We start from the raw sequence: 23,817 nt of genomic DNA on the forward strand, positions 1-23,817 counted from the left end.
TGATTTTGGTAAAACAATAAATGACTTCTTTGAGAAGCCATTTATTGTTTAGTTATTTTCTAACAAATATGCTTTGAACAATTCATAATCAACCGGTAATTCTTTTGCCAGTTTTTCCTTTCCGGCAAGCGTTTCGGCTCCTTCCGGAAGTTCAACTTTTTCATATACATCGGCGTCGATTGCATCCGGAAATTTGCAGGGATGTGCTGTAGAAAGAAACACTGAAGCGTACTGTCCCGGATGCTCACCCAGATAAGCTTGTGAAGCTAACCAGGCAATAGCGGTATGCGGACAAGCGACATATTCATAAGCCAGATAAAGTTGTTTCATCGCAGCTTTAGTTGCCTCATCATCGTAAGTATAAGATGTAACAACTTCCTTTAAAGCCTCCAGATCCTGATCAAACAGATCCAGTATACGTACCCAGTTGCTCGGATCACCTACATCCATAGCATTGGCCAGTGTCTGTACTGAAGGTTTAGGCTGATACTGTCCGGAAGACAGGAACCTCGGAACTGTATCATTGACATTGGTTGCGGCCACAAACTTTTCAACAGGAAGTCCCATCTTATAAGCCAGCAATCCGGCACCTATATTTCCAAAATTACCGCTCGGTACACTGAACACAACCTGATTGATTCCCTGTGCCTTTAATTGCGCATAGGCATAGAAATAATAAAAGGTCTGAGGAATCAGACGAGCTATATTAATAGAATTGGCTGATGTCAGTCGCAATTCTGCATTCAGTCCGGCATCATTAAATGCCCTCTTCACCAGTGCCTGACAATCATCAAATGTACCGTCCACTTCCAGTGCCCGTATATTCTGACCATTTGTGGTAAGTTGCTGCTCCTGTACTTCGGAAACTTTTCCTTTTGGATACAGAATCGTTACCCTTGTCCCTTCTACGCCTAAAAAGCCTAATGCTACAGCACCTCCGGTATCACCGGATGTAGCGACCAGTACATCTAACAACTTATCATCAGATTGAGAGAAATATCCCATAACACGACTCATAAAGCGAGCTCCGAAATCTTTAAAAGCATAAGACGGACCGTGAAACAATTCCAACACTGCTGTGTCCTTACTCAAAAACCGGACAGGCGCATCAAAATTAATGGCATCTTTAATGATCTTTTTAAGATCATCAGCCGGGATATCCTGCCCGATCAAAGCATGGGCAACCGTAAACGCAATCTCTTCTAAAGAGTATTGCTGAATGTTACGGATAAACATAGGGTCCAGCTGGGGAATAACTTCCGGCATATAAAGGCCCTTGTCTGCGGGCAGTGAATTGAATACGGCATCTTTGAAGGATACACGCAGGTCTTTATTTTGAGTACTGTATAATTTCATTTTCTGTTAGTTTAAAACTTTAGGTCCTTCTACATTGACGGATGATACATATCCGAAACTTTCTATTTCGGATTCATTCAGGTGATGCTGTATACGTGCTTTGATATTTTCAGCGATGGTTCTGTCTCTTGTCACTGCTACTACAGAAGGACCTGAGCCCGATATCCCAAAGCTCAATGCACCTTCTTCCAGCGCAATTTGCTTCATTTCATAAAATTGCGGTATCAGAATAGCACGTGTAGGTTCGATCAGTACATCGTGCATACTCCTTGCGATCAGGGCATAATCTTCCTTAAACAATCCAGCTACCAGACCTGCAATATTTCCCCATTGTGTCACAGCATCTTTCAGTAATACTTTTTCTTTAATCAGTTGACGTGCGTCTCTTGTCGGTACATCCACCTGTGGAAATACAACTGCTGCAAATAACTCTTTTGGAGTAGGCAAGGATATAACATCCAGAGGTTCGGTGCTGCGAATCAGAGTAATACCCCCAAATAGAGCTGGTGCCACATTGTCGGCATGACCTGTACCACAGGCCAGTCGTTCGCCTTCTACACAGTACGGAAGAAGCTCCTCCCTGGAAAGCGGACTTCCCAACAAAGCATTGATGGCAAACAGCCCCGCAACAGTACTGGCTGCACTGGAACCCAATCCGGAACCTATAGGCATATGTTTGTGTAATTTGATTTCGACACCGACCTCATGCTGCAAGCCCAGATTCTGCAGCAGAAATTGTACACATGCCGATACTGTATTTTTTTCAGGATCTAAGGGCAAACGACCGTCATCTCCTGTTATCTCGGTAATCACTACTCCGGGTTTCGAAGACCTTTTCATGATGACCTCATCACCAGGCTCGTCCAGTGCAAAACCCAGAATATCAAATCCGCAGATCATATTGGCAACAGTTGCCGGGGCAAATACTCGTATTTCCTCCAACATCTTTTCCAGATCGATATCCTTTTTCAGCTGCGATAGTTCCATTGTCTATGTTTAGTAATTAATATTCAGTAATTGTATTTCAGTTATCAGGATTAAGCGCCGACGTTTACCAGGTCTGCAAATACACCTGCAGCTGTCACCTCAGCACCAGCTCCCGGTCCTTTGACAACAAGGGGACGTTCCTTATACCGTTCGGTTGTAAAGGAGATAATATTGTCACTTCCCGAAAGCGAATAGAACGGGTGTGTCTCATCTACCAACTGTACGGAAATGGCAACTTTCCCATTTTCCAGTTTACCAATATAACGGATTACTTTATTTTCAGCCTTAGCTTTTGCTTTTAATGCTTCGAAATACGCATCTTCTTTTTTCAGTTCTTCATAAAAAGAAGCAACACTATCTGCCTGCAAACAAGCTTCCGGCAAAATGGCACCCAGATCTACATCTTCAGATTCAATAATATGACCTGCATCACGAGCCAGAATCAGCATCTTACGCATAAAATCCACTCCACCGAGATCATCACGCGGATCGGGCTCTGTGTATCCCAGTTCCTGAGCTTTCATTACCACATCATAGAATGAAGCATCATCTTTAAAGTTATTGAAAATATAAGATATGGTACCCGAGAGAATCGCTTCTATTTTGATAATACGGTCGCCGCTCATCATTAAATCTTTAAGGACGCGTACAATCGGTAATCCCGCACCTACATTTGTTTCATAGAAGAAATCTACGCCATATTTACGTGCTGTGTCGTGCAGAGACTTATACTGCTCATATTTACCTGAATTCGCAATTTTATTGCAGGTGACAATAGAGATATTGGACCTGAAGATATCTTCATAATAGGAAGAAGGGACTTTGCTTGCTGTATTATCTATAAAAACACAGTTGGGCAGATTCATGGCTTTCATCTTTTCTACAAACAGCGGCAAATCAGCATCTATACCATTTTCGTTCAGATCCGCTTCCCAGTTACCCAGATTAATTCCTGATTCACTGAAAATCATCTTCCGGCTATTTGATATTCCCACTACCTTGATATCAATATCATTTTTATCAGAAAGGAAATCATGTTGATTCTCCAGTTGTTTGAATAATGTAGATCCGATATTTCCTGTCCCCAGATTAAAGACATGCAATGTCTTCTTTAACTCTGCAAAGAAAGCATCATGAACAGCATTCAATGCTTTTGCCAGATCTATCTTGGAGATAATTACCGAAATATTAAATTCAGAAGATCCCTGAGCAATTGCACGTACATTAATACCGTTTCTTCCCAGTGCGGCAAACAGTTTACCTGACATTCCAGGAGTTTTCTTCATATTCTCACCCACAATAGCCAAGACAGAAAGATCATTTTCAATTTCCGGTCGCACCAGTTTATTGGCTTCCAGTTCCAGCTCAAACTCTGCTTCGATAAGGTGTACAGCTTTACGTGCATCATCCGGATGTACGGCAAAGGTAATACTGTGCTCGGAAGAAGACTGCGTAATCAATACGACATTGATCTGCTCTCTGGCAAGTAAGGTGAACAGGCGACCACTAAAACCTGATTTGCCGATCATACCTGAACCGCTCAGATTAATCACAGAAATATCGCTGATAGAAGAAATACCTTTTATCGGATAGCTGGTCTTTCCACTGTCAAACTGAATAACTGTCCCTTCAAATTCCGGCTGGAATGTATTGCGGATAATAATCGGAATTTTCTTCAGGAATGCAGGTATCATAGTCGGTGGATAAATCACCTTGGCACCAAAGTAAGAAAGCTCCATTGCTTCTGTATAAGAGAGAACCGGTAAAGAAAATGCTTTCTTCACAATACGCGGATCTGCAGTCAGCATTCCATTTACATCCGTCCATATCTCTATAGCTGAAGCATTGAGTACGGATCCGAATATAGCAGCTGTATAATCTGACCCTCCGCGACCTAAAGTGGTAATACGCCCGTTTTCGTTAGAACCGATAAATCCGGTTACAAACATAAGCTTGTCAGCATTGGTATTGGCAAGTGCCTTGATCAACTGATCGGTGATTTCGTCATTGACACTGGCATGTCCAAAATTTGAATTTGTCTTGATATAATGTGACGCATCTACAAACAAGGCTTCCTCCAGATGTTGCTCCGCTATTTTTGACACCAGAAAAGTCGAACAGCGCTCACCATAACTCACCACCAGATCGCGACTTTGATTACTTAGCTCACGGAGAGCATAGATTCCCTGAAGCAGGTCTTCTATTTCATTGAAGAACAATTTCAATTTAGTAAAAACAGGATTCTGGAATTTTACAGCGATCAGTTTTCGAACTACTTCAAAGTGTTTTTCTTCTAGAACTTTTATACCGGACTCAAATGGTTTGCCCTCAGCTGCATCTTCTGCCATTTGCGTTAACAGATTGGTAATACCTGACATCGCAGATAATACGACTAATGGTTTCTCCCCAGCCTGATAAGCTGCTGTTACAATGGCGAGCACAGACCGGATGCTGTCTGCTGAGCCTACTGATGTACCACCGAATTTTAGAACTTTCATATTTAATTATACTGTTTAGTTGACTGATTAAAACAAAAAACGCCTTCCTCTTTGCGGAGGAAGGCGTTTTCATCAATATTATGTACACTTTTTAATACATAGAAACTACTTCCTCCGCGTATATGCCCCCGGTGGTAATAATAATCGATGTAGTAATAGTGTTAAAATTCATTTCTGTTTTTTGCTTGTGCTAAAGGTAGGATATTAATTTCGAAATATTCAAAAATATTTTATCTTTTTTATCAAATTCGCCTTTAAAGCTATGTTTCGTTGATTTTTTAATGAAATATAGTTTTATACAGCTCAGAAAGCTCAGGTTCTGAATTGTTAAAAAAGGTTAAAGAATTGTTAAATCTGCGTCAAAAAGTTTGGATTGCTAAGTAGAATGACTTAGTTTTGCGACAGTGCTGTAGAATAAAATATACAGTGCGCATGTAAAAGTTTAAAGTTGTATTAATAAAGCGATTGAATGAAAACAAAGAAAATAGTAGCTTTAGTGCTATTTATAGGCTTATGTCTAGTGTCGCAGGCACAATCAACCAAAACCCAATCCAAATCAGAATCAGCCGATCCTGATAACTTAGCAAAAGATTATTTCTCGCAAATCATGGGTGTAGCTGTTTCAGCAACTACAAATACCAAACTTTATCAATTTGTATACGACTGGATCGGTACTCCTTACCGTCTAGGAGGCGATTCCAAAAGAGGTATTGACTGCTCAAAGTTTGCATACGAACTATACGATAAGGTTTTTAACACTTCTATCGGTTACAATAGCCGCAATATCTACACACAGGTAGATCCTATCGGTAAAAGTGAACTAAAAGCAGGAGATCTGGTTTTCTTTAAAATCAGAAGCAAAAGCATCACACACATAGGGGTATACCTTGGAGATGACAAATTTGCACACGCTTCATCCAGTAAAGGTGTTATGATCAGTAACCTGAATGAGGCTTACTGGAAGCGTTACTACTACAACGGCGGACGTATGCCGATTGAAAATTCAGAAGAAATTGGAAGAGTATTGACTGCAGATCTTCTTAAAGAAAGAAAAGCAACTGTCAATTAATCAATAAAACAGTATTCAAAAGTCCGATTGTTCTTGCAATCGGACTTTTTTGTTTAAAAGATTTCTTATTTTTACCTCAGTAAAATTTGAGCCGTATGTCTTCAAAAAAAACCCTTATTCTAAATAAAAAGCAAATCAAACAAAAGTCAATCCGTATTGCCTATCAGATACTTGAAGATAATTTTGAGGAAAAGGCAATCGTCATTGTGGGCATTGCGGACAGAGGTTATATCTTCGCTCAGCGTCTTCAGAAAATTCTGGTTACGTTAGCGCCTGAAAAGTCAATCGAGCTGATCAAAGTAACGATCAACAAGACCAGCCGAAGCCTGGTTGGTTCTACAGACGTAGCAGCCTCTACAGCGAAAGATAAAGTGGTAATCCTTGTCGATGATGTACTGAACAGCGGAAGAGCTTTAGCGTATGGCTTAGGCATCTTTCTGGACGTTCCGTTGAAGAAGATGAGAACTGCCGTACTGATTGACAGAAGTCATCACAAATTCCCTATTTTCAGTGATTATTACGGTCTGAAGCTTTCGACTATCCTAAAGGAACACGTCGAAGTGACTTTGGAAGAATATGATAAAACAGAAGATGCGGCCTGGTTAGTATAACCGGACCGCATCCTGTATTCTTATATGAAAAACGTTCGTTTTTCTATTTTTTGATTTTCAATTTCATTCCGGGTTTGAGTTTACTGCTACTCAGTCCGTTGTCTGCCTTAATATTGCTTACGGTAGCACCTTTATACTTGTTGGCGATATCCGACAACGTATCCCCTCTCTTTACTGTATAGCTCAGATAGCTACTGGTAGATTTTTTACTGGCACTGGCCTTATTCTTACTGACACGGCTCGCTAAGCGTTCGTTAACTCCCGGACTGGACACGATAAGTGTACGCCCTACCGGAGCACGACTGGAGGAAATATCATTCCATGCTTTCAGGTTTTGTACACTGACACCAAACTTTCTGGAAATACTCTGCAGCGTCTCACCCTTTCTCACACGGTGTCTGGTCATCGCATTAGGAGATACACGCAGATCATCATTAACGGCTTCTACAACTGCTGCCATAGACTCTACAGGCGAATTAAGGGCCGTATAAAGCTTCTCTTCATCCATACCTGCCAATTTAGGTATAACAAGCCTGCGTGGCATCTCTGCGGTACCATTCACAATTCCTTTCTTATACCCCGGATTGAGCATTTTTAAAGCATCTTCTGACAGGTTAAGCGCCTGAGCAATGCTGTTCAGATTAAGAGATTTGTCAACCATCATCATATCTGTTGCCAAATGATAATCTGTTGTAGCAGCTTCAATATTATTTTCAGCTGCATATCCCATCATATATGTCATAGCAATAAATGCAGGCACATAATTACGGGTTTCTCTTGGAAGATAGGCGGATAATTCCCAGAAGTTGGGATTCGTCTTTCCTGATTTAGCTATTGCACGCTTGATATTTCCTTTTCCACAATTATACGATGCGATAGCCACGAGCCAGTCTCCGAATTCCTGATAAGAATCCTGCATGTATTTGGCGGCAGCATAACATGAAGCATAAGGATCTTTCCGCTCATCCAGATAATTATCCATAATCAGATTATAGGATTTGGCTGTCCCGTACATAAACTGCCACGGTCCGGTCGCTCCTACGCGTGATACACTGTGAGGATTGAGTGCTGATTCAACAATAGACAGGTATTTGATCTCATCCGGAACATTCATCTCTTTGAATATCTTTTCATAGATCGGGAAATAATACTGCCCCAGTCCCAGCATCTTACTCATATGCGGTTTATAATTTTTAGAACTGTACAGTTCTATATAATTACGTACCTGAGCATTGTAATTTAACGGTACTTCCCGCTGGAGAGAGAGTAATTTACGGACCATTCCCACATCCTGAATATCAAAAACGACATTATCGACGTTTTTTTCTCCGGCGTTGACAAATTTAATACTGTCAAGTTCCTTTAAGATCTGTGTGTTTTCATCTGCCAGATTTTGCAGAAGTGTAGTTTGTAGATCATCTTTAAAAGATGAAGAGGATTGACCTTGAACATTAGCCTGTGCGATGCACAAAAAGCCAAATAAAGACAGGGTCGTCACTTTCATTTTAACCATAAGATCAATTTAATGCATAAAATAAGATTGAATCCTTATTCTATAATAGCCTGTGTTTTTTTTGAAACATAAGCTGTATTTTCATGCATGTTTATAATTTCGGTCTTTTCAAAGGCTGGATATCCCTTTTCAGCTTTTGAAAACGGTTGAAAAAACAAAAGATTCCTTTGAGATCTGATCACATTGGAATCTTTTGTTCTGGACGTCCATTAGTGGGCGTTATTTGAATTTTCTTTGTTATTCGTATTGTTACCGGACTCAGTAGGCTCTTCCCGCTGACCATCCTTAAACTCTTTCACTCCACGTCCCAATCCACGCATTAATTCAGGAATCTTTTTACCCCCAAATAATAACAGAACCAAGATTACAATGATAATAATCTCTTGCGTTCCTATAAATAATAGCCCTGATGTTAACATAATCTATTTTTGTGTTTATTTTTTATGCCCTATTGCTTTAATCACCCCCGGTAAATCTTCCAAAGGTAAACATTTAATTTTTTATTTCTGTTATCTTGCCAGCCAAGATTCCGGATTTAACTCCGTCATTCCTTGGAAGATAGAGAATTTGACAAGTGAAATACCTTCCTCTGTATCCTCTCCTGCTGTACCTATAGCCTGTCCTGCAGAAACTTTTTGTCCCTTGGAAACAGATAATCCTTTCATATCACTATATACGGTAAAATACTCTCCATGGTTTATAATAACGTTACCGGAACCTGCCGATGTAAAGGCCTGCACCACCGTACCCGGGAATACTGCTTTAATCGTAGCATTTTCACCTGTACGGATAACGATATCCGGATTGTACACCGTTACATTTCTTCCGTAAGACCCCATACCAAACTTGCGGATGATATTACCCTGTCCTACCGGCCAAGGGAGTCTTCCTCTGTTTGATTTGAAATCAGCAGATAAACGGGCTGCCTCAGGTGTAGATTTTAACACTTCTCCGTCTGATTTACGTTTGGTGTTTTTCTCTACTTCGGCTACTGTTTTACCCGTTTTACGGGCTTCAGCTTCGGCAAGACGCTTGCGCTCAGCTTCTGCTCTTCTTCTTTCTTCCGCGATCTCACGTGCGATGGCTGCCTTAATTTGTGCGGCCAGCTTACGTTCCTGCTGTTGCTTTTTACTCAGTTGCGATTTTACATTACGCTCCTGAGATGCGAGCTCATTCAGCACTTTCGAATGCTCAGCCTTATCTTTAGCGATTACAGAGCGTTCATTTTGCTGATCTTTCAGCAGGACATTCTTTTTATTTTTGTCAGCCTGAAGCTGTGCAATTTTTTGTTTGATCTTATTTTGAGTTGCCTCTATTTCGTCTGCCTTTACTTTTCTGGAATCGTTAAATTGCTGAAGATATTTTACACGACGGTAAGCCTGATTAAAATCTTTAGATGCAAAGATAAACATCATCTTACTATAAGCATTCTTATTCCGGAATGCGAACATGATCATTTTCTCATAATCCTTTCGCAGCTTTTCGAGCTCTGCTTTCAGCGCATCTACAGCTTTATTATTACTGGAGATTTGATTATCGATCAACCGTACTTCAGCATTGATAGTAGAAATTTTCTCCTCGCGAAGATTCAATTGCTTACTCAGTGCATTGACCTCCTGCTGGGAAAGTTTTCTCTCTTTAGTGGTATTTTGCAATACTTTTTGTAATTCGGCAATCTCTTTGGTCAATTGCTCTCTTTGCTTCTGTAATAAAGCACTACTCTGTGCCTTACTTGCAGTCACTACAAAAAACAGTGCTAATATGCTTAATAATACTTTTTTAAAACCCATGAACTGATTTTCATTACTCCCTTTACCTCCATATGAAACACATGAAGATAAAGAACTACAGTTTGCGAAAGTAATAAAACTAACGCATTATACATTAATATTCACTAATTTATTACCTTATATTTTGAAGGCACATTAAATGGTAATTCCAGAATTTCATTAAAAGTAACCTTATTAAAGACCATATCTGCAGTCACCTTAGCGTTCTCTCCTATCAGATTCAAACGTAATTTTTGTGGAAAATTGTATCCCGACACCACAGAATGTTGACCATATATAGCTTCAAGCTTTTGATTACGTCCGTCTTCTGACAAGCGAAAGGTAACAGGACGATTATCCGTATTGATAATATAATGAAATCTCATACCATCTTTAATACCCACCATTTGTGTATCCTGTGAACTGCTGGCCATCTGCAGGTTGTCCGTATTAAGTAATGTGGATGATACATTGCCTATCAGAATATCCTGAAGATTAGAAAATGTAACAGCCCGGTTTGTATACTGATATACATAGCTGAAAGGTTTGGAGATATACTCTCCCTGCAGCTTATTCAATATCTTGATACTATCCGGTGTGATAAGGATACGTGCGACTTCAATCGAAAGAAAAGAGGTAACTGATATCCATATCGCCTTATTCCGCTCTATTCGCACATTCGCCGTGGCATCATAAGATTTATCTCCCAGCGCAATTGTACTTTTTGCTTTTCCGGAGAATGTATGAAAGTCCAGATTACTCAACTCAAATGTTTTGATCGCATCGGCAGTTGAATTTATAGGTGATACCACTTTGGGCTGTTCTTTACCTGGGATATTCTTTTTACTCTTACAGGAATATAATGTCAGTACCATCACCATCAATCCTATGCTCCATTTACTCCACATATTTTCTGTTTTTTATTTTAATTGCCAGTTTTTCTTTATCTATATCTTCAGAATCTGCCAGAACCAATGCTTTCTCCCATTGCTTTACTGCATCTTTCTCTCTTCCGACGTGAAACAGAATATCTCCGTAATGATCCAGTAAGGTTGCAGAAGCCTGAGCCGAATTCTTAATGGAGCGCTCAATCCATACTAATGCTTCACTGTATTTTTCCTGTTGAAATAAGACCCATGCATATGTATCCTGAAATGTCGCAGAGGTAGGCTCCAGTTCGTTTGACAATTTGGAGTACTTAGCTGCTTTCTCCAGGTCTTTTTTACGAAGTGATAAATAATAGGCCAGATTATTCATTGCAGTAACATTGGTACTGTCCAGCTTGATCGCTTCTTCATAAGCCACATCAGAAGCTGATTCCTTTTTCAACTGATGATACACATCACCTAATGCTGCATAAATATTGGATTGTACAAATTTATTCTCATTCTCACTGTTATTCAATGCCTGTTCCAATAGCTCACGAGCATTATCCTTATCATCTTTCATGAGATAGGCAAGTCCAGTAAAATATAACAGCGTAGGATTATTCGGATTAGCCCGTAATCCTTCCATACCGTGTACAATAGCTACATCTACTTCCCGAAGTGCCATATCTGTATTAATAAGCATACGCCATCCGTCAATATTTGCCGGATTGATCCCTACCGCTACCAAAAATAAAGAACGGGCACCCTGCGGATCTTTACGTCTCCACATAACATCCCCTTTGGCCATATGGCTTTCCGCCATACGGGGATGTTTAAGGACCAGCACATTTGTCAGATCCTGTAACTGATCCAGTGTGAATCCATTCTCTCTGATCAGCAAGGCGTGTACAACGCGATTTTTTTCCTGAAAATCGATTTTGTCTGATTCGAATGCTTTTTTCAGGTAAGCATACGCCTGCTTTTGATTTTTCGCAGCAGAATAGGCATCAGCCATATCCAGATACAGCAGATCATCATGCGTAATACCGATACCTTTTTCAACTGTAGCTATTGCCTGTTTGGCATCTTTATCCCGTATATACAAATAGGACAATGTGCTGTATACCTGACGAAGCGGGCTGCTTTTCTGTTCCCAGGATTTGAGAATCTGCTTTGCTTCCTCATTTTTATTCTGACTCATTAAAATCTCTGCTTTCAAGAGGTCTAATGTATCCGATACGCCGAATTTTTTCTTTGTACTTTCATAGAAAGACAAGGCTTCATCCGATCTTTTACGCATATGAAGCAGCATAATCTTCTCTCTGTACGCCTGCGGAACATCGGGCTTTTCAGCGATCACCTGATCCAGTACGCTAAGGGCATTATCATAATCCTGTCTGGACTTGTATACGTCGATCAGAAAATTATAATAGCGAAGATCCTTATTAAGTGTTATAGCCTGTTGAATATTGGATACTGCGGCATCATAATTACGAAATTGTCCGTACAACAATGCTTTTCCGTAGTACACTTCATCAGCGTTGGGGTATTTAGCGGTGATTTCATCCATGATCCGGAATGCATCCTGAAACTCGCCGTTTCTGAGTTTGGCTTCAATAAGTACCAGTTGATCCTGATAAGGTTTTTTTTCATTCTGTTGTGCTTCCGCAATGGAATAAACTCCCGTCTGAAGAACCAGCATCAGCACAACAAATAAGTATCGGCAAGCACGATTTGTTTTTATCACCATGTATTATAATGTTATTTTAAAGAATTACCGCATTCGTATGAATAATATACTAAAGTACTCAATAGCTAGTAAAAAGATGACAAATGAACGCAAAAGTTTAATAGGGCAAGCGTTAATAAATGTGAAAGTTTGAGTTACAGCAAAATAAACAAGAAATAGCTTTTATATTAAAAAGATTTGACGTACCTTTGCAGACCTTTGTGATAAAGGAAAAGAAGATAATAACATTTTATTAATTAATTAATCAAAAGCAAGTGAATACGTTAAGTTACAAAACTGTCTCTGCCAACAAGAACACTGTCAACAAAGAGTGGATTGTTGTTGATGCTGAAGGCGAGATTTTGGGGCGCTTGGCAAGCGAGATTGCGAAAGTGATCCGTGGAAAACACAAGCCAACATTTACCCCTCACGTAGACTGCGGAGATAACGTTATTGTTATCAATGCAGACAAAATTAGATTGACAGGTGATAAATTAGGTGACAAAGTTTACGTTCGCTACACTGGATACCCAGGTGGTCAGCGTTTCATCACTCCTAAGGAATTATTGGCTAAACACCCTGAGCGCATCATTGAGAAAGCTGTTCGTGGTATGCTTCCTAAAAACCGTTTAGGACGTCAATTGTTTAAAAACCTTTATGTTTATGCTGGTACTGAGCACAAACATGATGCGCAAAATCCAAAACCAGTTAAATTTTAAGGAGAATCGACATGTCAACAACTAACACTTCAGGAAGAAGAAAAACTGCTGTTGCCCGCATTTACTTAACTGCTGGTAGCGGAAACATTACCGTAAATGGTAAAGATTACAAAACATATTTCCCAACATTGCCATTGCAATACATCGTTACTCAGTCTACTGAAGTAGCGGGTGCTGCCGGAAATTATGATGTCAATGTTAACGTGAATGGTGGAGGTGTAAAAGGTCAAGCTGAGGCTGTGCGTCTTGCGATTGCAAAAGCACTTATTGAGCTTGATGCTACAGTAAAACCTGCATTACGTGCAAAAGGTTTAGTAACGCGTGATGACCGTATGGTTGAGCGTAAAAAACCAGGACGCCGTAAAGCACGTAGAAGATTCCAATTCAGTAAACGTTAATCAAAGGAGGATCAAAAAATGGCAAGAACAACTTATCAAGACTTATTGGATGCAGGTGTGCACTTTGGTCACCTTACACGTAAATGGGATCCGAAAATGGCTAAGTACATTTTCATGGAACGCAACGGTATCCACATCATTGACTTGAACAAAACTCTTACGAAATTAGAAGAAGCTGCTTCAGCTATCAAACAAATCGTAAAATCAGGTCGTAAAGTTTTATTCGTAGCTACGAAAAAACAAGCAAAAGAAATCATCGCACAACAAGCGAAAGAAGTAAACATGCCTTTCGTAACTGAAAGATGGTTAGGTGGTATGCTTACAAACTTCGCAACAGTACGTAAGTCTATCAAAAAAATGTCGAACATCGACAAAATGCAAAAAGATGGTACTTATGACGTATTGTCTAAGAAAGAGAAATTGATGATTCAACGTGAACGTATTAAGTTAGAAAGCCTTTTGGGCGGTATCGCTGACTTGAACCGTTTACCGGCTGCTTTATTCATCATCGATGTGAAAAAAGAACACATCGCTGTTTCTGAAGCAATCAAATTGAACATCCCTACTTTTGCAATGGTAGATACAAACTCTGACCCTACTAATATCGACTTCCCTATCCCTGCAAATGATGATGCGACTAAATCCATCAGCCTTATCGCAGGTATTATCAGCAAGGCGATCCAAGAAGGATTAGATGAGCGTAAACGCGACAAAGAGGACGAAGCTGAAAAAGAAGCTGCAGCTGCTAAAGCGCAAGTGGACAACGGTGGTGAAGCTCAAGAAGCTAACGCTGGTGCTAAACGCCCTCGCAAAGCGAAAGACGGAGAATAATATTTTCTATATTAAACCGGATAGACCTGTGTTAGTTTGTGGAGATCATGATTTCCTTAGACGGCGCATATCTGTCCGGTTTTCTTGTTAAAACCCGGAAGTAAGGTTTAACAATTCACAATTGCTTAACACAAAAAAAGAAGTTGTGATCTTTTCAAAATGTAATTTTATAAAAAATAAAAAATAACATGTCAGTACAAATTTCTGCATCAGATGTAAACAAACTGCGTCAACAAACAGGCGCTGGTATGATGGACTGTAAAAAAGCATTAGTAGAAGCAAATGGTGATTTCGAAGCTGCTATCGATTACCTGCGTAAAAAAGGAGCTAAAGTAGCTGCCAGCCGTCAGGATCGTGAGTCTAACGAAGGAGTAATCATTGCAAAAGCTTCTGCCGATAAGAAAAGCGGTATTGTAGTTGAAGTAAACTGTGAAACTGACTTCGTCGCTAAAAATGCTGATTTCATAGCATTTGCTGAGTCAATCGCTGACGTTGCTATCGCTAACCAACCTGCTTCTCTTGAAGCACTTAAAGCTTTAGAAATTGACGGTCGCCCTATCGCTGAACTTTTGATCGAACAAACTGGTAAAATCGGTGAGAAAATCGAAGTTTCTAAATACGAAGCTGTTCAGGCTGAAGAAGTGATCGCTTACATCCACGGTAACTACCGTCTAGGTGTATTGGTAGGTCTTTCTGCTGCTGGTGAAGGTGTAGAAGAAGCTGGTAAAGACGTAGCAATGCAAATCGCTGCGATGAACCCGGTTGCTATCGATAAAGATGGTGTTGATACTAAAACTATCGAACGCGAATTAGAAATCGCTAAAGAGCAAATCCGTGCAGAAGGAAAACCAGAAGAAATGGTAGAAAAAATTGCACAAGGTAAATTGAATAAATTCTACAAAGAGTCGACTTTATTGAACCAGGAGTTCGTAAAAGATTCTTCAAAAAATATCGCTCAATTCTTAGACTCAGTAGCTAAAGGATTGACTGTTTCCGCTTTCAAACGTGTTCAGTTAGGCGCATAATTTTTGACTGCTCAGCAGGAAATCATCCTCCTGCTATTCAAGCAGTATACCCGTCAAGCCTGCCCTCTTCAAAAAGCAGGCTTGACTTTTATTCAAAATTTTAGTTGCATAAACAACATTAAATAGTTTAAATTTTGTTATTTTGAGTGAATTATTAACTTAACAGCAATCTACTGAAATTTAATTTGCGCAAACCTTTTATTCGCTTGATTGTACTTTAATTAGAGTATTTTGACGATGATAAAAATAACTACAACCACATTATTCCTAATCTTTGCCCTTTCAGCTGCACATGCACAACATATCGTGGATGAGCAATTAAAAGATCCTATCCGCAGTGCTATCCGTACAAACAGAGAGCTAGCCGGAAAAGATATGGAAAATCAGAAGACCAAAATTGAAGGTGATATGGTTGGCAACAAACGGCTGCCCAGCGTCTCCGCTGCAGGTTTTTACTCCTATTTCAATTCAGGAGGTAAGCTTGATCTGCCTGCTGTTCCGATTGGCAATACGCCTATAAGTCTCTTTGAGGGTGCACAGGACTTCCGTTTGCAGGGTCAGCTAGGATTAGTAGGTGTCACAGCTACTCAGGTGATCTTTAGTGGACTGCAGATCAGTAACGGGCAAAAAGCGTTAAGGGAAAAACTTCAGGCTCAGAATTATCTGCTGGAAGCTGATAAGGAAACTATTGCAAAAGATATCATAAGCACATTTGATCAGTTGATGCTACTGAAAGAAGTAGAAAAACTGATTGTTGATTCCGAGAAGCGCTTAAATAAGGAACATCTGAAGGTTGTAAAAGCTATAGAGAACGGTATGGCGATTCCTTATGACCGGGATAAAATAAAACTGGCAATGCTCGAGCTCGAGGCTAAAAAGGTAGAACTGGAAGGATCGAAAGAATTGCTTCTGCAAAAACTTGAACAGGATACTCATCTACCTGCTGATCAGCTACAGCATATTAATTACGAACTAAAAGGAATTGTGATTAATAAGGAGGAAAACAGCATAGAGAACCGCTATGAGCTTAAAGCTCTGGATGCTTCACAACGTGCATATGAATATGTGTATAAAAAAGAAAAAGGATCCGGTCTTCCGCAAGTATTTGCGTTCGGATCTGCATCTTACAGCAATGTATTCAAGTCTAAGCTGACGCTGCAGGATGTCGGCCTGCTGGGAGATGTGCACCTGCGTTCAGATCAGTTACAGCTCTTCCCTACTTTTATTGTAGGGGTAGGTGCCAAATGGGAAATTTTTAAAGGTGGAGAGCATAAAAATAAATTAAAACAGGCAAAGCTGGATCTGGATATCAACCAAAATAAGAAGGATGATGTTTCGGAAAAACTGGAACTTTTACTCAAAAAAAACAAAGTCGAATATAATACGGCTAATCAAAAACTAAAAGTCAACGATCAGCAGGTACAGGTGGCAAAAAACAACCTTAATCTTTCTTCCAAACAATATCAGGAAGGATTGATAGATGTTACCGAACTACTGGCTTCCGAAAATGATTATTATAAATCTAGCCTGGGCTATTATTCACAGATTTTGCAGCAACGCAAGTCTGCTCTTGAAGTTTTACATACCACTGGTGATTTACTTAACAGCATATTAAAATAACATGAAAAGATATATTGGTTTTTTACCTTCCTTAGTATTGGTACTTGCTTTTGGAGCTTGTAAAAATGAAAGCAAGAATTCGGATCATATCATTGAAGGCAAAATAGAGCGGGATCAACTGAGTATAGTAACGAAAGTGCCCGGCAAGATTGAAAAGATATTGGTAACTGAAGGACAGCACGTCCGGAAAGGTGACACGCTGATTATGCTGGAAATACCCGAAGTCACTGCCAAAGAGGAACAAGCTAAAGGCGCTCTGGATGCAGCTGAAGCGCAATATGAGATGGCCAGAAAAGGTGCTACTGACGGACAGCTTAAACAATTGAATGCCAAGGTGGCCGGACTTAAGGAACAGCTGGACTTTGCCGAAAAATCATTGAACAGACTTTCCAACCTGCTACGGGACAGCCTGGTACCTCAGCAAAAATATGATGAGGTCTACGCTAAATATCAGGGTGCAAAAAATCAATATATTGCTGCTCAGGCTGAACTCAGTGATGTACGTAATGGAGCGCGTGTAGAACAGCAGCGCATGGCTCTGGGACAGAAAGAGCGTGCTTGGGGTGCTGTCAATGAAGTAAGTATTGCTGCTAAAGAACGCTATCTGATTGCTCCACAGGATATGACGGTAGAAAGTATAAACCTGAAAGTAGGAGAACTTGCGCTCGCCGGTTACGCTATTGTAAACGGATATCTTGATGAGACTACTTATTTCCGTTTTACACTGACAGAAAAAAAGATGGCGGCATTACGCCAGGGTGCAGAAGTAGACGTCCGCATTCCATATAAAGACAATCAGGTAGTCAAAGGATCTGTTTCCTATATCAAAGCATTGAATTCATATGCTAATATTGCTACGGCCTATCCGGATTTTGACCAACAGGAATCCCTGTTTGAAATTAAGGTAGTGCCAACAGATAAAAATGCAGCGCGTGAACTGCTTACCAAAAGCAATGCGACATTAGATATCAGCAGTATGGCGACTAAGTAAAGGAGACGGGCATGAAAATGATATGGGAATTAATCAAGCGTGAATTCAGGTTATTTAATAACAACAAAGTCTTACGCATTCTGTTTATAGGAGCTCCGATTCTTTACGGAGTGCTTATCGGGAATGTATATAAAAAAGGGAAAGTAACCAATCTCCCGATCATAGTCGTAGATGAAGATCGTTCACCAATGAGCAGCAAACTGATTGATATGTTCAATGAGAGTGAGGTTATCTATGTATCCGATATACTGAACGACAATTTCAACTCCCGCCAGTTGGCACTGGAGCGTGAAGCAACTGTTGTCGTACAGATTCCAAAAGGATTCATGGCTTCTGTCAGTCAGAACAGACAGACGGAAGTCGCTGTATTTGTCGATGCTTCCAATACGCTGACGTCTAACTATGCGATGCTCGCTGTCAATGTATGTGCAGCGACAATGAAAGCGGGGATACAGATCGAAACTCAAAAGAAAAAAGGAGTACCGGGCTATATTGCCAGTCAGCAATATGAACCGTTTAAAACGACTATTATCAAACAGAATATCAGAAGTGGTAACTATTTGTATTTTATGCTTCCTGGTGTACTGATGACGGTATTCCAGCAGATTCTGTTGTTAGGCCTCGCTCTGTCTTTTGCTTCAGAATTTGAAAACAATACTTTTTCCCAATTGCTTTCTAAAACTTCTAATCCGTTTACATTGATATTTGTAAAGGTATTCCCTTACTTTCTGATGTCTATCGGAGTCATGGCCCTCTACTATGGATTCTCTGTTTTCTATAAGATGCCAATACAGGTGGAGATCTGGCCATTTCTCTTGTCCACTACTTTATTTATATTAGCGGCCAGCTTTATTGGTATTCTGGTCAGCATCGCCATTCCCAATCAGCTAAAAGCGACAGAGATCTTAATGGTAATTGCAACCCCCAGCTTTATCCTCAGTGGTTTTACATGGCCGCTAAGTCAGATGCCACATTGGGTGCAGGTATTATCGGATGTCATTCCCCTTACCCATTACCTTCAGATTTTCAGGTTATTGTTTATAGAACAAGCTCCGGCTTATCTTATTCACAAACCTATGATCGCACTAACCATCATTATGCTTATCTGTTTCTTATTATCTGTATTGCTATTATATCTGAAAATAAGAAAGATAAAAAAACAAAAATCAGTCACGACTGCAGTCTAACAGAAGAAGAAAACAACTTACAATCAAACAGCATACATGAAAGTCATAGAAAGCACAATCCCGGTTGACATATACAGAAATCTCAGAGTGGCTACAGGATTATCACCTAAAACCCAGGAAGCCGCCAAAACAGGACTTAGAAATTCTATACATTCGGTCATGATCCAGCATGAGAATCAGATTATCGGGATGGGCAGAATCATAGGCGATGCAGGTTGTTTTTGTCAGGTAGTGGATATTGCAGTGCTTCCGGAATATCAGGGACAGGGTGTCGGAAAAATGATTATCCGGAATCTGATGGATTTTATCCATACGAATCTTCCTTCCTCCTGTTACGTCAGTCTGATCGCTGACGGAGATGCATCTTTTCTGTACGAAAAATTTGGTTTTAAAGACACATTGCCTGCATCCAGAGGGATGGCTTATAAGGTACAGTAAACAAATACAGCCTGCTTAGATTCCTAAACAGGCTGCTTCATAATTTCAGGTTACATTTTGTTTATACTTCTTCTTTCTGAACAGCAACCTGAGGACCTCCTTTTAAAATATCCTCTGATACCCCATATTTATTCATATTGCTCATGAACAAAGTGGCCAGTTTAGCTGCCTGAAGGTCATAAGCTTCATCATTTTTCCACAGTTTTTTAGCATTAAGGATATCATCCGGTATACCATAACAGCTTACCGGGTAGCGTAAACCAAATAGCTCATGCTTATTGAAATCTGAATCCTGTAATTCGCCGCTCATAGCTGCCCGGATCAGATTTCGGGTATAACTGAGTTTGATCCGGTGTCCTACTCCGTACGGTCCTTTTATCCAGCCTGTATTGACCAGCCACACCCGGATAGACGGATCGGATAGGAGCTTAGCTTTCAGAAGCGCTGCATATTGCTCCGGATGCAAGGGAAGAAATGCCTGCCCGAAACAAGCAGAGAACGTAGCTGTAGGTTCTACAACTCCGACTTCCGTACCGGCTACTTTTGCTGTATATCCTGAAATGAAATGATACATCGCCTGCTCGTTATTGAGCAAAGAGATCGGAGGAAGTACGCCGAATGCATCTGCTGTGAGGAAGAAAATATGCTTTGGTGTATTACCTTTTCCAGACAAATCAGCTCCTTCCATATACGAAATAGGGTAAGAAACGCGAATGTTTTCCGTAATTGAAATATTTTCATAATCAGGCGTGCGACTGCCTGGCTCATAGACCACATTCTCCAGTAAAGCTCCAAATTGGATAGCATTGAAAATCTCCGGCTCCTTATCAGCTGTAAGACCTATACATTTGGCATAACAGCCGCCTTCAAAATTAAAGACGCCGTCTGCCGACCAGCCATGCTCATCGTCTCCTATCAGCAGACGATTTCTATCTGCAGATAAAGTAGTTTTTCCTGTGCCGGACAAACCAAAGAACAGAGAGGTCTCCCCTTCTTTGCTTTTGTTGGCCGAACAATGCATAGATAATACAGCATGTTCTAATGGAAGGATAAAATTTAATATGGAGAAAATGCTCTTCTTGATCTCTCCTGTATATCCTGTACCGGCGATCAGTACCATCTTACGGGTGAAATCAATAATTACAAAGTTCTTGTTGCGGATCTCATATCCTTCAATGGACTCCATATCAAGAGAAGGTGCTGCCAGAATAGTCCATTGGGGAGCTACTGAAGCATCTGACACATCAGGACGGATAAACAGATTGTTAGCAAAAATACTTTGATAAGCTGTCTCTGTAATCACACGGAGCGAAATAGCATAGGCAGGATCTGCACCGGCAACAGCATCCCGGACATAGATCCGTGGAGCAGCACTCAAATGCTCAGCAACTTTGACACGTAACTTTTCAAAGGCTTCTTCCGAAATAGGCTGATTAATATCACCCCACCAAACATGATTTGCTGTTTTCTGATCTTTCACGATATACCGGTCTTTGGGCGATCGGCCTGTGAATTTTCCTGTCCTTGCATTCAGCGCACCTGTATCAGACAAGGTGCCTTCTGAATTTTTAATTGCATGTTCCACTAAAGTAGAGACATCCAGTTGATAATTTACCTCGTTATTATTGTTAATATTAAGGTAAGCTAAATCAAGTTTGACTAATTTTTCTGTAGCCATAAAAGTTTTAAATTTGAGCGTAAAATTAGAACTTTATTACGCTAAAATGCAAACGATTGTACTTTTAACACATATCTAACAATCTCATAATCAGCGTGAAAAAATTTATTTTTTTTAGCATTCCTTTGTGCAATATATGCGTTATTGAAGAAATTAGCACTGCAACCAACTTTTATAACACAAAAAAGGCCCTGATAAATCAGAGCCTTCCTTATACTTTATAATTTTACAGACCTTCGGTCACACTGCTGTTTTCCGTTTCCGGAGCCTTGTCGATCAGCTCCATAAACTGATCCAGCTTAGGTGTAATAATAATCTGTGTTCTTCTGTTTTTCATTTTACCTGCCGCCGTACTGTTATCTGCGATAGGGTTGTATTGTCCGCGTCCGCCTGCAGTCAGACGTTTAGGATCTACACCATAGGTATTTTGAAGCGCCTGTACAACTGAAGAGGCACGTAGTGTACTCAGATCCCAGTTGTTACGGATATTCGTTTTAGAGATAGGATCCGTATCTGTATTACCTTCGATCAACACTTCATAGTCTTTGTAATCCTGAATAATTTTTGCAATCTTACTCAATGTCTCCCCTGCTTTATCAGAAATTTCATAACTTCCTGATTTGTAAAGCATATTATCTGATAAGGATATATAAACTACCCCTTTAAGAACCTGAACATCGACATCTTTCATTTCTTCTCTGCTCAATGAGCGGGTCAGATTGTTAGTCAATACCATGTTAAGTGAATCACTCTTGTTTTTAGTATTCACCAGGTGCTGTATATACTTATTGGAAGCATTGATCTCATCCACCAGTTTGGAAATATTAACATTTCCCTGAGAATTCTGATTGATACTGTTATCCAATGTCTTTTGCAGGTTAGCATATGCTTCTTTCAGTTGAGCATTATTAGCCTTTTCATACGCTAACTGCTCCTCCAGACTCTTGATACGTGTACGACCTTCTGTCAGGTCCAGCTGGCCTTGCTGATACTTCTGCGCCAGATCGCGATGCTCTGTTTGCAGTTTATCATAGTCTGTCTGTAAACTTTTGAACTTTCCACTGCTCACACAGCTTGTTAAGAACAAGCCTGACAGCAGTATTGATATGGGTAAAACCGATTGTTTCATCATTATCGATAGATTTAAGGTATTTCAATAAATATCTAATATAGGGATTATAACAAAAGAAATGCCTAAGTTTTATGCAGTTTAGAAATTCTATGACAATTCCCAAGCTATGAAAGCAGTGTTTAAAAACCTCCAAGAATCATTCAGATGTCCAAAAAAAACGTTGTAACATGCTTTTGACAATAAAAAATTACAAATTCTTATCAATATATTTGACTTGGAATCAGAATATTGGAGACCATCGGAACGTACAATGATTTAACATTTTTTAAGTAAAGAACCAGCTCAATCTCCACTAATCAATTCGCTCACATAACACTGATCTAAAGCCAATATGAAAAAAAAGACGCTCATCTACCTTATCCTAATTGTAGGTATCTGCGCAATCGCATATGCATTGTTTTTCAGAAAAGATAAGACCAATGCTTCTGAAAACGGAAATAAACCCAAATCCACACTCCTCACTGCAGAAGGTTTGATCGTCAGTCCAACCGAATTTGACAATGTATTATCCTTATCTGGAACAATCGACGCCGACGAAAAACTGGAAGTAAGAAGTGAAGTAAGTGGCAGAGTGGATAAAATCTTTTTCAATGAAGGACAACGCATCGCTCAGGGACAGGTTTTAGTCAAAATTAATGATATTGAACTGCAGGCACAACTCAAGCAGATGCAGACGAATAATCAGTTGACATCCGAAAATGAAAGAAGAGCAAAATTGCTTCTGGCCAAAGGAGCAATCAGTCAGGAGGAATATGATATAGCCAGTGCTGCATACAAAACTTCTCTTTCACAAACACAGTTGATAGAAGCGCAGATTTTTAAAACAACAATACGGGCACCCTTCAGCGGTACGATCGGGTTGCGCAATATCTCTCCGGGTGCTATTATTTCTCCAACTACACTGATTACAAATCTGGTTAAGGATAATAAGATAAAGATCACCTTTTCAGTGCCTGAAAAATATGCCAGCCAGCTCAAGACCAATTCAAAAATAGATTTTACCGTAGCAAATAACGCAAGGACATTTCAGGGAAATATCTATGCTATAGAGCCGGAAATAGCACTTAATACACGGACGATGACTGTGCGTGCTACAGCTCAGAACCCCGAAGGAAAATTGATCGCAGGATCATATGCAAATGTACTGCTTCCGCTTAATGACAGTGTTACAGCTATTTCTATTCCCTCTCAGGCCATAGTCCCTGTGCAAGATGGAAAGAATGTATTTATAATAGAGAATGGTAAAGCAAAACAGGTAGAAGTGAAGACAGGAAGCCGTACAGATAAGGATATTGTTGTACTATCGGGATTAAAGGCTGGCGACACCGTACTTACAACAGGTGTGCTAACCTTGAAAGATGGTGCTGAAGTGAAGGTCACATTAAAGAAATAGAACA

At 40.1% G+C, this 23,817-nt stretch carries 21 protein-coding genes; 11 read left to right on the forward strand and 10 right to left on the reverse strand.

Translation table 11 applies throughout. The annotated features are described in order from the left end of the window. Positions 1-48: 48 nt before the first annotated feature. Genes thrC through thrA form a run of 3 tightly spaced genes read right to left on the reverse strand, consistent with a single transcriptional unit; the run spans position 49 to position 4,841 of the window. Positions 49-1,356, reverse strand: a complete 1,308-nt coding sequence (thrC, locus tag I6J02_RS02465; protein WP_201680259.1) for a threonine synthase — start codon at positions 1,354-1,356, stop codon at positions 49-51. Positions 1,357-1,362: 6 nt separating this feature from the next. Continuing rightward, positions 1,363-2,343 carry a homoserine kinase gene (locus I6J02_RS02470; RefSeq protein WP_201680260.1) on the reverse strand — a complete coding sequence of 327 codons (981 nt, stop codon included), beginning with the start codon at positions 2,341-2,343 and terminating at the stop codon, positions 1,363-1,365. Positions 2,344-2,393: 50 nt separating this feature from the next. Then, positions 2,394-4,841 (reverse strand): bifunctional aspartate kinase/homoserine dehydrogenase I, encoded by a 2,448-nt coding sequence (gene thrA / locus I6J02_RS02475; RefSeq protein WP_201680261.1) that lies wholly within the window; start codon positions 4,839-4,841, stop codon positions 2,394-2,396. Between the two features lie 469 nt (positions 4,842-5,310). On the opposite strand from thrA, the gene I6J02_RS02480 reads away from it, so the two are divergent. Both I6J02_RS02480 and I6J02_RS02485 read left to right on the forward strand, forming a co-directional pair. Continuing rightward, positions 5,311-5,910, forward strand: coding sequence for a C40 family peptidase (locus I6J02_RS02480; protein WP_003011978.1), 600 nt, complete (start codon positions 5,311-5,313; stop codon positions 5,908-5,910). A 95-nt stretch (positions 5,911-6,005) separates the two neighbouring features. Continuing rightward, positions 6,006-6,521 (forward strand): phosphoribosyltransferase family protein, encoded by a 516-nt coding sequence (locus tag I6J02_RS02485; RefSeq protein ID WP_201680262.1) that lies wholly within the window; start codon positions 6,006-6,008, stop codon positions 6,519-6,521. Between the two features lie 43 nt (positions 6,522-6,564). On the opposite strand, the gene I6J02_RS02490 is transcribed toward I6J02_RS02485, so the two are convergent. The 5 genes from I6J02_RS02490 to I6J02_RS02510 form a co-directional block, all read right to left on the reverse strand. Next, complete coding sequence (locus I6J02_RS02490) at positions 6,565-8,034, reverse strand: lytic transglycosylase domain-containing protein (RefSeq protein ID WP_201680263.1); 1,470 nt, start codon at positions 8,032-8,034, stop codon at positions 6,565-6,567. Positions 8,035-8,243: 209 nt separating this feature from the next. After that, entirely contained in the window at positions 8,244-8,453 is a 210-nt protein-coding gene (locus I6J02_RS02495) for a twin-arginine translocase TatA/TatE family subunit (RefSeq protein ID WP_002993094.1), read from the reverse strand. A gap of 90 nt (positions 8,454-8,543) precedes the next feature. Next, positions 8,544-9,824: a murein hydrolase activator EnvC family protein gene (locus I6J02_RS02500; RefSeq protein ID WP_201680264.1), complete on the reverse strand. Its 1,281-nt coding sequence runs from the start codon at positions 9,822-9,824 to the stop codon at positions 8,544-8,546. Between the two features lie 104 nt (positions 9,825-9,928). Next, a complete protein-coding gene (locus I6J02_RS02505; protein WP_201680265.1) occupies positions 9,929-10,711 on the reverse strand; it encodes a DUF4292 domain-containing protein in 783 nt (260 codons plus the stop codon). Continuing rightward, positions 10,701-12,422, reverse strand: a complete 1,722-nt coding sequence (locus I6J02_RS02510; protein WP_201680266.1) for a tetratricopeptide repeat protein — start codon at positions 12,420-12,422, stop codon at positions 10,701-10,703. Before I6J02_RS02510 ends, I6J02_RS02505 begins: the two co-directional genes overlap by 11 nt. Before the next feature lie 254 nt (positions 12,423-12,676). Here I6J02_RS02510 and rplM point away from each other — a divergent pair, with 254 nt between their 5' ends. From rplM to I6J02_RS02550, 8 genes are all read left to right on the forward strand, one after another. Next, positions 12,677-13,120 carry a 50S ribosomal protein L13 gene (gene rplM / locus I6J02_RS02515; RefSeq protein WP_002993090.1) on the forward strand — a complete coding sequence of 148 codons (444 nt, stop codon included), beginning with the start codon at positions 12,677-12,679 and terminating at the stop codon, positions 13,118-13,120. Between the two features lie 11 nt (positions 13,121-13,131). Then, positions 13,132-13,518, forward strand: a complete 387-nt coding sequence (rpsI, locus tag I6J02_RS02520) for a 30S ribosomal protein S9 (protein ID WP_002993089.1) — start codon at positions 13,132-13,134, stop codon at positions 13,516-13,518. Positions 13,519-13,536: 18 nt separating this feature from the next. Further along, positions 13,537-14,349, forward strand: a complete 813-nt coding sequence (rpsB, locus tag I6J02_RS02525) for a 30S ribosomal protein S2 (RefSeq protein WP_002993088.1) — start codon at positions 13,537-13,539, stop codon at positions 14,347-14,349. Positions 14,350-14,537: 188 nt separating this feature from the next. Continuing rightward, entirely contained in the window at positions 14,538-15,374 is an 837-nt protein-coding gene (gene tsf / locus I6J02_RS02530; protein WP_003011966.1) for a translation elongation factor Ts, read from the forward strand. Positions 15,375-15,611: 237 nt separating this feature from the next. Continuing rightward, positions 15,612-16,994: a TolC family protein gene (locus tag I6J02_RS02535; RefSeq protein ID WP_201680267.1), complete on the forward strand. Its 1,383-nt coding sequence runs from the start codon at positions 15,612-15,614 to the stop codon at positions 16,992-16,994. A 1-nt stretch (position 16,995) separates the two neighbouring features. Next, a complete protein-coding gene (locus I6J02_RS02540; RefSeq protein ID WP_201680268.1) occupies positions 16,996-17,985 on the forward strand; it encodes an HlyD family secretion protein in 990 nt (329 codons plus the stop codon). Between the two features lie 11 nt (positions 17,986-17,996). After that, positions 17,997-19,172 (forward strand): ABC transporter permease, encoded by a 1,176-nt coding sequence (locus I6J02_RS02545; RefSeq protein ID WP_201680269.1) that lies wholly within the window; start codon positions 17,997-17,999, stop codon positions 19,170-19,172. 36 nt (positions 19,173-19,208) lie between these two features. Beyond that, complete coding sequence (locus I6J02_RS02550) at positions 19,209-19,610, forward strand: GNAT family N-acetyltransferase (RefSeq protein ID WP_201680270.1); 402 nt, start codon at positions 19,209-19,211, stop codon at positions 19,608-19,610. A gap of 61 nt (positions 19,611-19,671) precedes the next feature. On the opposite strand, the gene pckA is transcribed toward I6J02_RS02550, so the two are convergent. After that, positions 19,672-21,288, reverse strand: coding sequence for a phosphoenolpyruvate carboxykinase (ATP) (gene pckA / locus I6J02_RS02555; protein ID WP_201680271.1), 1,617 nt, complete (start codon positions 21,286-21,288; stop codon positions 19,672-19,674). 226 nt (positions 21,289-21,514) lie between these two features. Next, entirely contained in the window at positions 21,515-22,420 is a 906-nt protein-coding gene (locus tag I6J02_RS02560) for an OmpA family protein (protein ID WP_003011950.1), read from the reverse strand. A 331-nt stretch (positions 22,421-22,751) separates the two neighbouring features. Between I6J02_RS02560 and I6J02_RS02565 the strand changes: the two genes are divergently transcribed. Then, on the forward strand, positions 22,752-23,813 hold the full coding sequence (locus tag I6J02_RS02565) for an efflux RND transporter periplasmic adaptor subunit (protein ID WP_201680272.1): 1,062 nt from the start codon (positions 22,752-22,754) through the stop codon (positions 23,811-23,813). The last annotated feature ends 4 nt before the right edge of the window (positions 23,814-23,817 follow it).

The organism is Sphingobacterium spiritivorum (assembly GCF_016725325.1).
In the GTDB taxonomy this organism is placed as follows: Bacteria; Bacteroidota; Bacteroidia; order Sphingobacteriales; family Sphingobacteriaceae; genus Sphingobacterium.